General features: G+C 72.2%; 10 protein-coding genes and 1 pseudogene. 8 read left to right on the top strand and 3 right to left on the bottom strand.

Translation table 11 applies throughout. From position 1 onward, the window contains the following. The 3 genes from AB0O67_RS32330 to AB0O67_RS32340 all read left to right on the top strand — a co-directional run. A partial coding sequence (locus AB0O67_RS32330) for a winged helix-turn-helix domain-containing protein (protein WP_365457954.1) occupies positions 1–179 on the top strand: 179 nt, incomplete at its 5' end. Positions 180–303: 124 nt separating this feature from the next. Beyond that, entirely contained in the window at positions 304–702 is a 399-nt protein-coding gene (locus tag AB0O67_RS32335) for an OB-fold nucleic acid binding domain-containing protein (protein WP_365457928.1), read from the top strand. Between the two features lie 3 nt (positions 703–705). Then, complete coding sequence (locus AB0O67_RS32340) at positions 706–1446, top strand: DUF3159 domain-containing protein (protein ID WP_365457931.1); 741 nt, start codon at positions 706–708, stop codon at positions 1444–1446. Between the two features lie 115 nt (positions 1447–1561). On the opposite strand, the gene AB0O67_RS32345 is transcribed toward AB0O67_RS32340, so the two are convergent. Both AB0O67_RS32345 and AB0O67_RS32350 read right to left on the bottom strand, forming a co-directional pair. Then, complete coding sequence (locus AB0O67_RS32345; RefSeq protein WP_365457934.1) at positions 1562–2239, bottom strand: TrkA family potassium uptake protein; 678 nt, start codon at positions 2237–2239, stop codon at positions 1562–1564. Then, on the bottom strand, positions 2239–2910 hold the full coding sequence (locus AB0O67_RS32350; RefSeq protein WP_365457937.1) for a TrkA family potassium uptake protein: 672 nt from the start codon (positions 2908–2910) through the stop codon (positions 2239–2241). Before AB0O67_RS32350 ends, AB0O67_RS32345 begins: the two co-directional genes overlap by 1 nt. Before the next feature lie 527 nt (positions 2911–3437). Between AB0O67_RS32350 and AB0O67_RS32355 the strand changes: the two genes are divergently transcribed. The 5 genes and pseudogenes from AB0O67_RS32355 to AB0O67_RS32375 all read left to right on the top strand — a co-directional run bounded on the left by AB0O67_RS32355 (position 3438) and on the right by AB0O67_RS32375 (position 12806). After that, on the top strand, positions 3438–5486 hold the full coding sequence (locus AB0O67_RS32355) for an APC family permease (RefSeq protein WP_365457940.1): 2049 nt from the start codon (positions 3438–3440) through the stop codon (positions 5484–5486). Between the two features lie 346 nt (positions 5487–5832). Next, positions 5833–7173, top strand: coding sequence for a TRAM domain-containing protein (locus tag AB0O67_RS32360; protein WP_365457943.1), 1341 nt, complete (start codon positions 5833–5835; stop codon positions 7171–7173). A gap of 150 nt (positions 7174–7323) precedes the next feature. Further along, positions 7324–7770: pseudogene (locus tag AB0O67_RS32365) on the top strand (TetR-like C-terminal domain-containing protein); the annotation flags it as partial. A 231-nt stretch (positions 7771–8001) separates the two neighbouring features. Next, a complete protein-coding gene (locus AB0O67_RS32370) occupies positions 8002–10185 on the top strand; it encodes a CATRA conflict system CASPASE/TPR repeat-associated protein (RefSeq protein ID WP_365457946.1) in 2184 nt (727 codons plus the stop codon). A gap of 236 nt (positions 10186–10421) precedes the next feature. After that, positions 10422–12806, top strand: a complete 2385-nt coding sequence (locus tag AB0O67_RS32375) for a tetratricopeptide repeat protein (protein WP_365457949.1) — start codon at positions 10422–10424, stop codon at positions 12804–12806. Between the two features lie 33 nt (positions 12807–12839). On the opposite strand, the gene AB0O67_RS32380 is transcribed toward AB0O67_RS32375, so the two are convergent. After that, on the bottom strand, positions 12840–13306 hold a 467-nt coding region (locus AB0O67_RS32380), incomplete at its 5' end, for a hypothetical protein (RefSeq protein WP_365457951.1).

Here is a 13306-nt window from a genome sequence, read left to right on the forward strand (position 1 = left end):
CCGGCCGGCTGGTCAGCCAGAAGCAGCTGCTCCAGGAGGTGTGGGGGCCGTCGTACGGGACGGAGACGAACTATCTGCGTGTGTACATGGCCCAACTGCGGCGGAAGCTGGAGGCCGATCCGTCGCATCCCAAGCACTTCATGACCGAGCCCGGGATGGGCTACCGCTTCGAGAAGTGAGCCGGGGCGCGAGCCAAGGCGCGACTTTGGGCGCGAGTCGGGGCCGTGCGGTCGGTTCGGGCGGTGGGACCGGGGTAGGTGACTGGGGGTACGTTGCTGTCAGTCACCCCGGTAGGCTTCAGACATGAGTGCTGTTCCTCGTTCCGACAAGCCGGTGGGCCGGTTCCGGCGCATGCTCGACCGGCTCTCCTCCTCGCAGGAGGACCTGGAGTCCGAGGAGCTGCGGGAGGACACCGAGACCGCGGGCTGCACGCGCATCGGCGACTGTCACGACCGGCAGATCGTCACCGTTACTGGTACCTTGCGCACGGTCACGCTGCGTCCGCGCGCGGGAGTCCCGGCCCTGGAGGCCGAGCTGTTCGACGGCTCCGCCGCACTGGATGTGGTGTGGCTCGGACGGCGCTCCATCGTCGGAATAGAACCGGGGCGCAAGCTGATCGCATCGGGCCGGATCTCGATGAGCCGGGGCCGCCGGGTGCTGTTCAACCCCAAGTACGAACTGAGACCCCTCGGACGGGAGTAGCCGGTGACGTCGCTCGACAAGCCGACTGAACACACCGAAGACACGGAGCACGAAGCCAGGGCAGTGACGGAGGCCGCGCTGTTCGAGGCTTTCGGCGGCGTGCGGGGCATGATCGAGACGGTGCTGCCGGGCCTCCTCTTCGTGACGATCTTCACGATCAACAAGGACCTGCACCTGTCGGCGCTCGCCGCACTCGGTGTGTCCGTGCTGCTCGTGGTGGTCCGCCTGGCGACGAGGGACACCGTCAAGCACGCCTTCAGCGGTGTCTTCGGCGTGGCCTTCGGTGTCGTGTTCGCGATGATGACCGGCAATGCCAAGGACTTCTATCTGCCCGGCATGCTGTACACGCTGGGCCTGGCCCTCGCCTACATCATCACGACGCTGGCCGGTGTCCCGCTGATCGGGCTGATGCTCGGCCCGGTCTTCAAGGAGAACCTCTCCTGGCGCACCCGGAACCCGGGCCGCAAGAGGGCGTACGCCAAGGCCAGCTGGGCGTGGGGTCTGATCCTCCTGGCCAAGTGCGCGATCCTCTTCCCGCTGTACTGGTGGGCCGACACCACGCAGCTCGGCTGGGTGCTGGTCGCGCTGAAGATCCCGCCCTTCCTGCTGGCGGTATGGCTGACCTGGGTCTTCCTGGCCAAGGCGCCGCCGCCCATCGACGTCTTCGCCGAGATGGAGGCGGAGGAGAAGCGCCGCGAGGCGGAGGAAGAGCGACGCGGAGCCCAGACGCGCTCCAGCGAGTAGGCCTCCGGCGGTAGGGGCGGGGTCGTGGAGCCCTGCCGGGGCGAGCTGGGATTCTGGACGAGCGAGGGCGCCCTGCGGGTTGCAGGGCGCCCTCGGCGTCGTCGGGGGTGGCTGGCTAGTCCGCCGGGTTCTCGCGGCGGACCGACAGCAGGTCCTCCAGTTGCTCCTCGCGGGCCTGCGCGGCCACGAAAAGCAGTTCGTCGCCCGCCTCCAGGGAGTCCTCCCGGGACGGGGTGAGGACGCGGGTGCCGCGGATGATCGTGACCAGGGACGTGTCCTCGGGCCATTCCACGTCACCGACCTGGGTGCCGGCCAGGGCCGACTCCTCCGGCAGCGTCAGCTCGACGAGGTTGGCGTCACCGTGGCTGAAGCGCAGCAGGCGGACCAGGTCTCCGACGCTGACCGCCTCCTCGACCAGGGCGGACATGAGGCGAGGCGTGGAGACGGCGACGTCGACGCCCCAGGACTCGTTGAACAGCCACTCGTTCTTCGGGTTGTTGACGCGGGCGACGACGCGCGGGACGCCGTACTCCGTCTTGGCCAGCAGGGAGACGACCAGGTTCACCTTGTCGTCGCCCGTCGCGGCGATCACGACGTTGCAGCGCTGGAGCGCCGCCTCGTCCAGGGACGTGATCTCGCAGGCGTCGGCGAGCAGCCACTCGGCCTGCGGGACGCGCTCGACCGAGATGGCGGTCGGCGCCTTGTCGACGAGCAAAACCTCGTGGCCGTTCTCCAGCAGCTCACCGGCGATCGACCGGCCGACCGCGCCGGCTCCGGCAATGGCGACGCGCATCAGTGACCGCCCTCCAACTCGGGTCCCTCGGCGAACGACGCCTCGACCTTCTCGACGTCGCCGCTGCGCATCATCACGTGCACGAGGTCACCCTCCTGCAGCACGGTCTGCGACGTGGGCAGTATGGCCTCGCCGAGCCGGGTGAGGAACGCAACACGGACGCCCGTCTCGTCCTGAAGCCTGCTGATCTTGTGGCCGACCCAGGCGCTGGAGGCGTGCACCTCGGCGAGCTGGACGCCGCCGGTGGGGTCGCGCCACAGCGGCTCGGAACCGGACGGCAGCAGCCGGCGCAGCATCTGGTCCGCCGTCCAGCGGACGGTGGCGACCGTGGGGATGCCGAGGCGCTGGTAGACCTCGGCGCGGCGGGGGTCGTAGATACGGGCGGCGACGTTCTCGACACCGAACATCTCGCGGGCCACTCGGGCGGCGATGATGTTGGAGTTGTCGCCGCTGGAGACCGCGGCGAAGGCGCCCGCCTCCTCGATGCCGGCCTCGCGCAGGGTGTCCTGGTCGAAGCCGACGCCGGTGACCCTGCGGCCACCGAAAGAGGAGCCCAGTCGTCGGAAGGCGGTGGGGTCCTGGTCGATCACGGCGACCGTGTGCCCCTGTTGCTCCAGGGTCTGGGCGAGAGCGGAACCCACTCTGCCGCAGCCCATGATGACGATGTGCACGACCGTCCTTCCGAGGTCAGGGATGTTGACTTGGCTTGAAACAGGGTCTCAGACCGCCGACCAAGCTACACACGCGCGGTCCGCGGCGGGGACCCCTGTGCACGGTTCGCGCTGATCAACGCCGGCTGATGCTCCAGACGCTGAGGACGGTGAGGATGCCGAGGACCACCAGCGAGGCGAGGGCGCCGATGAGCTCTGCGGTCGCGGGCATGGGACCTCCGGGGTCGAGGGGGGAGAGGGGGGAGAGGGGGCGAGGGGGAGGAGAGGTGAGAGGAGAAAGGGAGCGGGGAAGACGGAGAGTGGAAGGCGGAGAGGGGAAGGCGTGGCGGGGGAGGCGTAGGGTGCATTCGGGAAGACCGTACGAAAACGTGCTCGAAACGGTCGTACGGAAAGGGTTTTGTCATATAGACATGTGGGCGGTCGTGTCGGCCGGATCCGTGCCCTGACCTGCCGGGTATTTCACTCGGGGGGCAGATGCGGGGAGGCCGGTAGGCGGCCCCCTGTTCGAAGGCTTACGATCCTCTGTTGTGTCCAAACTGACCGACGTGCCCAAACGGATCCTGATCGGGCGCGCACTGCGCAGTGATCGGCTTGGAGAAACGCTCCTGCCGAAGCGCGTCGCACTCCCCGTCTTCGCTTCCGACCCGCTCTCCTCCGTGGCCTACGCGCCAGGCGAGGTGCTTCTGGTCCTGTCCATCGCGGGTTTGTCGGCCTACCACTTCAGTCCCTGGATCGCCGCCGCGGTCGTCGTGCTGATGTTCACGGTCGTGGCCTCCTACCGGCAGAACGTCCACGCCTACCCGAGCGGTGGCGGTGACTACGAGGTCGCGACCACCAACCTGGGCCCCAAGGCCGGTCTCACCGTCGCCAGCGCCCTGCTCGTCGACTACGTCCTGACCGTCGCCGTCTCCATCTCCTCCGGGATCGAGAACCTCGGCTCCGCGATCCCGTTCGTCGTCGAGCACAAGGTGTTCTGCGCCTCGGCCGTGATCGTGCTGCTGACCCTGATGAACCTGCGCGGCGTCAAGGAGTCGGGCAAGCTGTTCGCGATCCCGACGTACGTCTTCGTCACGGGCGTCTTCATCATGATCGCCTGGGGTTCCTTCCGCGGCCTGGTGCTGGGCGACACGATGCGGGCGCCGACGGCCGACTTCGAGATCAAGCCCGAGCACCAGGGCCTCGCGGGCTTCGCGCTGGTCTTCCTGCTGCTGCGGGCCTTCTCCTCCGGCTGCGCCGCGCTCACCGGCGTGGAGGCGATCTCCAACGGCGTCCCGGCCTTCCGCAAGCCAAAGTCGCGGAACGCGGCCACCACGCTGGCGCTGATGGGCCTGCTGGCCGTCACCATGTTCTGCGGCATCATCGGCCTCGCCATGGCGTCCAATGTGCGGATGGCCGAGAACCCGGCCCACGACCTCCTCGACAACGGCGTCCCGGTCGGCTCCGGCTACGTCCAGAACCCGGTCATCTCGCAGGTCGCGGAGGCGGTGTTCGGCAAGGGCAGCTTCCTGTTCATCGTGCTGGCCGCGGCCACCGCGCTGGTGCTGTTCCTGGCCGCGAACACGGCGTACAACGGCTTCCCCGTGCTCGGCTCGATCCTCGCCCAGGACCGCTACCTCCCGCGCCAGCTGCACACGCGCGGCGACCGCCTCGCCTTCTCCAACGGCATCGTGCTGCTGGCCGGCGCCGCCGCGCTGCTGGTCTGGGTCTACGGCGCCGACTCCACGCGACTGATCCAGCTGTACATCGTCGGTGTGTTCGTCTCCTTCACGCTCAGCCAGATCGGCATGGTCCGGCACTGGAACCGCCACCTGGCCACGGAGACCGACCTCGCCAAGCGCCGCCACATGGTCCGCTCCCGCGCGATCAACACCTTCGGCGCCTTCTTCACCGGCCTGGTCCTGGTCGTCGTCCTGGTCACCAAGTTCACCCACGGCGCCTGGGTAGCGCTGCTCGGCATGGTGATCTTCTACGCGACGATGACCGCGATCCGCCGCCACTACGACCACGTGGCCAAGGAACTCGCCGCCCCGGACGGCCCGAGCGACGACAGCGTCCGGCCGTCGCGGATCCACTCGGTCGTGCTCATCTCCAAGATCCACCGGCCGGCGCTGCGCGCCCTCGCCTACGCCAAGCTGCTGCGCGCGGACACCCTTGAGGCGCTCAGCGTCAACGTCGACCCGGCCGACACCAAGGCACTGCGTGACGAGTGGGAGCGGCGTGGGATCACCGTGCCGCTGAAGGTGCTGGACTCGCCGTACCGCGAGGTCACGCGGCCGGTCATCGAGTACGTGAAGAGCCTGCGGCGGGAGTCGCCGCGGGACGTGGTGTCCGTGATCATCCCGGAGTACGTGGTCGGGCACTGGTACGAGCACCTGCTGCACAACCAGAGCGCGCTGCGGCTGAAGGGCCGGCTGCTGTTCACGCCGGGTGTGATGGTGACGTCGGTGCCGTACCAGCTGGAGTCGTCGGAGGTGGCGAAGAAGCGGGCCGGCAGACGGCAGGACTGGAACGCTCCCGGTGCGGTGCGGCGGGGGCCGGCGCAGGAGCAGGCGAAGGAGCCCAGCGGCAAGGAGTGAGCGGGGGTGGGGCTGCCGAGGCCCGGGGGCCGGGCCGGCCCTTGGCCCCGGCCCTTGGCCCCTGGACCCTGTCCCCCAGCTCTTGGCCCCCGGCCCCTGGCCCCCGGCCCCTGGCCTTGGTCCTGCCCCAGGCGCCTCGGGGTCCGGGCCCGGGGGTGCAGCGGCGCAGGGGTGCCGGACTGCTGGGTGCCGGAGCGGTGGGGCGCCAGGGTGCCGCGGTGCCGGGGTATAGGCGCGCAGCGGTGCCGCGGTGCGGGATCGTGTCGGTTTCCGCGTCCCCGGGAGCACGTAGACTGGTGGGCTGTTGTCCGGTCGTACCCCCTCTCGCATCTGGAGTGCCCCCGCCATGCAGGCAGAACCGAAGAAACCGCTGGTGGGGTCGCTCGTCGGGGAGGAGTACGAGGTCGAGGTCGGCCCCGTCGCCCACGGCGGGCACTGCATCGCGCGCACCGAGGCGGGCCAGGTGCTGTTCGTCCGGCACGCGCTGCCCGGTGAGCGGGTCGTCGCCCGGGTGACCGAGGGCGAGGAGGGCGCGCGCTACCTGCGGGCGGACGCGGTCGAGGTGCTCGCGGCGTCCAAGGACCGCGTCGAGGCGCCCTGCCCCTACGCCGGCCCCGGCCGGTGCGGCGGCTGCGACTGGCAGCACGCCAAGCCGGGGGCGCAGCGGCGGCTGAAGGGCGAGGTCGTCGCCGAGCAGTTGCAGCGGCTCGCCGGGCTCACGCCCGAGGAGGTCGGCTGGGACGGCACGGTGATGCCGGCCGAGGGCGACAAGCTGCCGGTGGGTCAGGTGCCGCAGTGGCGAACGCGTGTGCAGTACGCGGTGGACGCCGCCGGGCGCGCGGGTCTGCGTCGGCACCGCTCGCACGAGGTGGAGCCGATCGACCACTGCATGATCGCGGCCGAGGGCGTCAGCGAACTGGGCATCGAGAAGCGTGAGTGGCCCGGGATGGCGTCGGTCGAGGCGATCGCCGCGACGGGGTCGCAGGACCGGCAGGTGATCCTGACGCCACGGCCGGGGGCACGGCTGCCGATCGTCGAGCTGGACCGGCCGGTGTCGGTGATGCGGGTCGAGGAGAAGGACGGCGGCGTGCACCGCGTCCACGGCCGGCCCTTCGTCCGGGAGCGGGCGGACGACCACACGTACCGGGTCGGCTCGGGCGGCTTCTGGCAGGTCCACCCGAAGGCGGCGGACACGCTGGTGACGGCGGTGATGCAGGGCCTGCTGCCGCGCAAGGGCGACATGGCGCTCGACCTGTACTGCGGCGTCGGCCTGTTCGCGGGCGCGCTGGCCGACCGGCTGGGGGAGAAGGGCGCCGTCCTCGGCATCGAGTCCGGCAAGCGGGCGGTGGAGGACGCGCGGCACAACCTCGCGGACTTCGACCGCGTGCGGATCGAGCAGGGCAAGGTCGAGTCGGTCCTGCCGCGCACGGGCATCACGGAGGTCGACCTCATCGTCCTGGACCCGCCGCGGGCGGGGGCTGGACGCAGGACGGTGGAGCATCTGGCGTCGCTGGGGGCGCGGAGGATCGCGTACGTGGCGTGCGATCCGGCGGCGTTGGCCCGGGACATCGGGTACTTCCGGGACGGGGGGTACCGGGTGCGGATGCTTCGGGCGTTCGATCTGTTCCCGATGACGCACCACGTGGAGTGCGTGGCTATTCTTGAGCCTGCCGAGAAGGGCCTCTGACTGCTGTTTTGTATTCCAGGTGGTCAGTTCGACTTATTTTCGCTCGTGGAGCGCGTCGACTGAGGTTCGCTTGTGCAGAACGGTCTGCGCTGCAGCTGCAGCTGAATGGGCTGGCGCGGGTCTCGCGGCGCCGTGGCGATGCGAATGCACGACGCGCTGGTCTCCGCGCTGGGCTACCGCGAACTCGCCGAGTATCTGGCCGGCGCGCATCCCTCGCCCACCACTCCTGATGAGCTTGCGGCGGTCGCCGTCGCCTACGTCCGTTTCGCGCTGGAGCGCCCGGCGCTGTTCCGGGTGATGTTCGCGGAGCCCTGCGATCCGAACAGTGAGGAACGGGTCGGCGCCACCGCCGCCATCTCGGAATACGTCCGCGGTGTCGTCCGCGCCGCCTTCCCTGGTGCCGATCCGGATGCGCTGTCCACCACGGTGTGGGCCCTGGTTCACGGCCTGGCGTTCCTGCACCTCGACGGCAAGCTCGACACCTCCACCCACGAGGTGGTCGCCGATCAGGTCCGCGCCGCCGTCCGTGCGCTGTTCACCGCCCCTGCCGCGATGTCCCCGAGGGCGGCCGCGGCGCACGAGCAGGCAAAGGCGTAGCGGGTCGCGTGGCACCGGTACGGGCATGGCCGGTGAGCGGGCCGGGCGGGGCGGACCTCGCCGGGTGAACGGGTGGTGGCCTGTTGCGGCCCGGGCCGGTGAGGTGCGTGCGTGTCCCGTCGCAGAGGCCCGGCTCAGGTACGTCGATACCGGGTGAATCGCCCCTAGACTGCACTGACTTGCTCATGTGATGTCAGGTTGCGCCGGGTCGAGGCGGGGGTGTGCCGGTACGTGGTCGAGGCAGTGGTGGAGAAGCAGGAAGTCGCCGTTCATGTCTTCGTCCCGCTGGACGACCCGCGCGCCGAGGACGGTGTGGGCTCGTTGCGTGCCATGTGGGAGCGGTTCCGGGTGTCGCAGGAGGCGGGGACCCCCTTGCCCGGGGCGATACCCGTTCAGGTGCCCCGCGTTCTGCCGGTCGCGGCCGCGCACGGGTCGGTGCCGGTGACGGCTGTGCAGTCCCAGGACCGGGTCGACCAGGCGATCCTGCGCCGGCACTACGAGATCCTCAATCTGTCGATACTGCTCGGTGCCGGGCCGGATCGTGGCTGGGCGGTGCTGCGTCGCCGGATGGAGGGGATCGTCGGTGAGCTCGGGCCGGTTCATTTGGGCGCGGTGACGCTGGAGTTGGGGGAGCTGCCCGCGGACACGCCGGGTGCGCTGGACCTGCTGGAGCCGGAGGGCGGGGACGAGACGCGGGCCGAGCGGTTGCTGCGGATGCTCGGGCGCAGCGGTGATCCCCGGCTCGGCGCCTGGGCGTGGTCCGACGGCGGAACTCCCGCGATGCCGCCGTTCGTCCGGTATCTCCTGCACACGACGGCCGTCCGTCATCAGTGGTCGGTCCACCGGCGCGTCATCGAGGGCCGGGCCGCCGGGGGTGCCGGGCCGCGCGTGGTCGTCCGCCCGCCGTACTCCGGCGCGTCACACCGGGTGCTGACCGACCCCACCACCGAACTGCGGCTCCTGCGGCACTCGGTGAGCGGCAGCTGGGACAACGCCCGGCAGGCTCTTGGGGCTTCCGGGCGGGCCACGGGGATCCGGCTCGACGACGCGGCCCCGCTGGCGGCCGACCGGCAGTTCGTCTCCTGGTTTCTGGGCAACCTGGATGACGCACTGACGATCCATCAGCTGGCAGGGGGTCCCGTGGGCGAGGCGCCGCTGGTGGAGGCTGTGCCCGTGGAGGCGCCGCAGGCGAGGGCCCCGCGGGCCTCCGGCCGACGGCCCGTGCGGGTGCTGGCCGTCGCCGACGAGTGGTTCCCCGCCCACGGCGGTGTGACCACCTTCAACCGCGCCCTGTGCGTCGCGCTCGCCGCTGCCGGCGCGGACGTCCGCGTCAAGGTCGTCGCCGCCACCGCGGAAGAGCGGGATGACGCGCTGGCCAACGGCGTTCGGTTGATCGACGCCGCCCGGCCGGGGCTGGGTGGGCACGCGGCGCTGCTGAGGCGGCCGGTGTTCGCCGACGGGTTCGAGCCCGACCTCGTCCTCGGGCACGGCAGGGTCACCGGACCCGCGGCCCGGCAGCAGGCCGAGGACCATTTCCCGGGCGCCGCGCGCCTGCACTTCCTGCACGTCGAACCCGACCGGGCCGAGGCCAGCAAACCCCATGCCGAGGGAAGTCCCGGCGTCCGTGCCCAGGACCGTACGGAGCTGGAGCTCGAACTGTGCCGGGGCGCACTGCGTCCGATGCCGGTCGGGCCGAGACTCGCGTCGTCCCTCAGACGCCACCGGCGCGGCACGCGGTACCGCGACATCGCCCCGCCCCTGCGGATCGACCCGGGGTTCGACGGCCGGGAGGCGGTCCTGCCCCCCGACCCGGACGACATCCCGCAGATCCTGCTGATGGGCAGGCTCCAGGACGACCTGCTCAAGGGCCTGGACATCGCCTGCCGGGCGCTCGGACAGGCGGTACCGGACCGGGCGGCCCCCGGCACCTGGGAACTGCTGCTGCGCGGAGTGCCCGGCCTCGACTACGAGAAGTCGGTGGACCGGGTGACCGAGTGGATCGCCAACTCCGCGGTCGACGTGACCCTCTACCCCTACTCCGCCGACCCCTGGCGGATCGAGAACGACGTGGCACGGGCCGGCCTGGTCCTCATGCCCTCGCGGGCCGAGGCGTTCGGCCTGGCCGGTCTCGAGGCCATCGCGGCGGGCGTACCGGTGCTGGTGAGCGGCCGCAGCGGGCTGGGCATGCTGCTGCGCGAGCAGGGGCTGCAGGTCGCGGACCGGGCCGTGGTCGACGTGGACGGCCGGGGCGAGGAGGCGGACGTCAGACGCTGGCAGACCGCCATCAGCGCCGTCATGTGGGACCTGAAGGCGGCCTTCGGACGGGCCGCCGAACTGCGGAGCGAGATGGCCACACGGGTGACCTGGGCGAAGGCGGCCGCCACCGTGCTGGACTGTGCCGGGGAACAGGCATGACCGCATACGATCCGGCCCCGGCGTCCCCCTGCGGACGCCGGGGCCGGGTACGCGGCGGTGGCTCAGTGGGTCTGCACGGCTGTGGTCCTCCCGCGGGCCGTCCCGGCGACCGGTGTTCCGCCGGGGTGTCAGCCGCAGCGGAACACGCGGACCGCCCCCGTCACCCGCCGTCCTGGAACACACTGGAAACGACTGGAGCCGCGCAGTGCGGACCCTGAACGGCCCGCGGAGGAACGGTGCTCGACGAAGTGCCCGCGTCGCCCGCCGAGGACGCCAGAGCCCTCGGCCGGCAGCTGGCCGCCGAACTGACCCGTGCCGTCGTACGGGCCGAGAAGCGGCTGGGCAGAACGCTCGACCGCGGTGAGCTGGCCAAACGCCTCAACGTCTCCGCCAGCAGCCTCTACGCCTACCTGAACGGGACCACGCTCCCCGGAACCGGCGTGTTCGACGCCCTGCTCGGTGCCCTGGGCGTCACCGGACCCGAGGCCGGCCGGCTCGGCACACTGCGGGACGAGGCCGAGGCCCTCCGGCGGCTGCGCCTCACCGCGTCACGAACGACGGCACCCCGGACCGCGGCCGCTCCGAGGCCACGTCAACTACCTCTGAACCACCCGGGTTTCGTCGGCCGCGACGCCGAACTCGCCCGCCTGGACGGACTGCTGCCCGACCCGGGTGGCGACCCAACCCCCGACCCGGCCCCCGCCCTCGTCGCCGTCGTCGAGGGCACCGGCGGCGTCGGCAAGACGGCCCTCGCCCTGCACTGGGCGCACCGCGTCCGCGACCGCTTCCCCGACGGCCAACTCCACGTGGACCTGCGCGGATTCGGGCACGAGTCGACGATGGAACCGGCCGAGGCCCTGCACGGCTTCCTCCAGGCCCTAGGGGTGACCCCGGCAGCCGTTCCGGCCGACCCAGCCGTCGCCTCCGCCCTGCTGCGCACCGTGCTGGCCGGCCGGCGGGTCCTCCTGCTGCTGGACAACGCCCGCTCCGCCGAACAGGTACGGCCCCTGCTGCCCAGCGAGCCCGGCTCCGTCGCCGTCGTCACGAGCCGCAACCGCCTAGACGGACTCGTCGTACGGGAAGGGGCACTGCGGATCGCCCTCGACGTGCTGCCCCGGTACGCCGCCCGCGCCCTGCTGGAACGGCAGATGGGCGGTGAGCGGCTGGCGCGGGAACCGCGCGCGGCCGACCAGTTGGTCGACCTGTGCGCCCGGCTGCCACTCGCCCTCAGCGTCGCCGCGGCCCGGACGGCCACCGCCCCCGAGGGCTCGATCGGCGCCCTGATCGCCGAACTGCGCGGCACCCGCGCGCCGTTGGACCTGTTCAGCGCGCAGGACGCGGACGTCGATCTGCGCACGGTGTTCCGGGGCTCGTACGCGCTGCTGCCGGAGCCCGCCGCCCGGCTCTTCCGGCTGCTCGGCTGCCACCCCGGGCCCGAGACCGACGTGGCGGCCTGCGCCGCGCTCGTCGGCACCCCGGACCCGCCCACCGCCCTCCTCGACGCGCTCGCCGCCGCCCACCTGGTCAGGCGGCACACGCCCGGCCGGTACGTCCTGCACGACCTGCTGCGGCTCTACGCGGGCGAACTCCTCGACTCCGCACCGCCGCCGGAGCGCCGGGACGGCACCGAACGGCTGCTGCGCCACTACCTCGACACCGCCCTGCTGGCCGACCACCACCTGGAACCCTGGCGCCCGCTCCCCGACGCCCCGCCGCCCGCCGCGGGGCGGCCGGCGATCGGCGACCACACCGAGGCGACCCGCTGGTTCGAGTCGGAGCTGTCCGCGGTGCAGTCGCTGATCGCCCGGGCGGCCGCCACGCCCGGCCTGGAGCCGTACGCCTGGCGGCTCGCCCAGGCCTGCGCGGTCTATCTGCGGCGCTCGGGGCGCCGCGCCCAGCGCGCCGCGGTGCACGCGCTGGCCCGCGCCGCCGCGGCCGGGGCCGGCGACCGCGCCGCGTGGACCACCGCGACCCGCCGACTGGCCGACGCGCTCTCCCGGCTGCACCGCAGCTCCGAAGCGCTCGACCTGCTCCACGAGGCCCTGCGTGCCTGCCGGGAGCGGCGGGACCACGAGGGGATCCGGGAGGCGCGGCTGTCGCTGGTGCGGGTGTACGCCTCCCGCGCCGACCCGCGGCGTGCCCTGCCGCACGCCCGGCTGGCGCTGTCGATGGCCGAGCGCTCCGGTGACCCGATGGCGCTGGCGGACGGCCTCACCGCGGTCGCCCAGCAGCGTGAACGGCTCGGCGAGCACACCGTGGCGCTGGAGCACTGCCGCCGGGCGCTGGAGCTGTACACCCGGCTCGGCCATCTGGACGGCCAGGCGGGCATCCTGGTCGGCATGGGCCGGGCCGAGCAGGGGCTGGGGAGGCACGCCGCCGCCATCGGGCACTACGAGGTCTCCCTGGCGCTCGACCGGGAGCTCGGTGACCGCTACCGGGAGGCCCACGCCCTGGACCATCTCGCCGACGCCCACGCGGCGCTGGGCCGCCACCAGGTCGTCCGTCGGCTCCGCGAGGAGGCTCTGACCCTGTTCGACGAGCTCCACCATCCAGACGCCGAGCCCGTCCGGGCCGCGCTCCACGGGCACCCGCCGGCACCGACCGGGCCGCCGGAGCGCTGACACCCCGGCCGCGCCCGACCGGGCGGGCCGGAGTCAGGCGCCCGGTCGCGAGCCGGGCCCGGGGCGCGCGTCCTGCCAGCTCAGGCCGTAGCCGAACCCGACCCGCATCGAGGTGAACTCCACTGCCACCGCGTACCGTTCGTCCGGACGCAAGCCGGGCGTGCCCGGAGACTGCTGGTAGATCACCGAGGTCGGCACCCCCGCCAGTCGCCACACCGCCCTCGGCGGCCGCGCCGGGTCGAAGTGGACCTCCAGCCGGAAGTTCTCGCTGCGGGTCAGCGGCACATGCACGAAGTGCGGCGCCATGGGCTGCGCCGGGGGTATCCGCAGCCGCAGTTCGTAGACGTGCCGGTGCCCGGCGGCCAGCGGTGCCGTAAGCACCAGACGGCGTTCGAAGTAGCTCTCGTAGCGGCGGTCGCCCGGCTCCAGCCGCCCCCCGCGTACGACGGACATCTCCAGCCCGTGTCCGGGCGTGGTGTCGCCGGGGCGCCGGGGCACGC

This window comes from Streptomyces sp. NPDC086077, from assembly GCF_040686175.1.
Lineage (GTDB): Bacteria > Actinomycetota > Actinomycetes > Streptomycetales > Streptomycetaceae > Streptomyces.

Coding starts and splice junctions, on each gene's coding strand:
- AB0O67_RS32335 (WP_365457928.1), top strand. CDS start 304: ATGAGTGCTGTTCCTCGTTCCGACAAGCCGGTGGGCCGGTTCCGGCGC.
- AB0O67_RS32345 (WP_365457934.1), bottom strand. CDS start 2,239: ATGCGCGTCGCCATTGCCGGAGCCGGCGCGGTCGGCCGGTCGATCGCC.
- AB0O67_RS32360 (WP_365457943.1), top strand. CDS start 5,833: ATGCAGGCAGAACCGAAGAAACCGCTGGTGGGGTCGCTCGTCGGGGAG.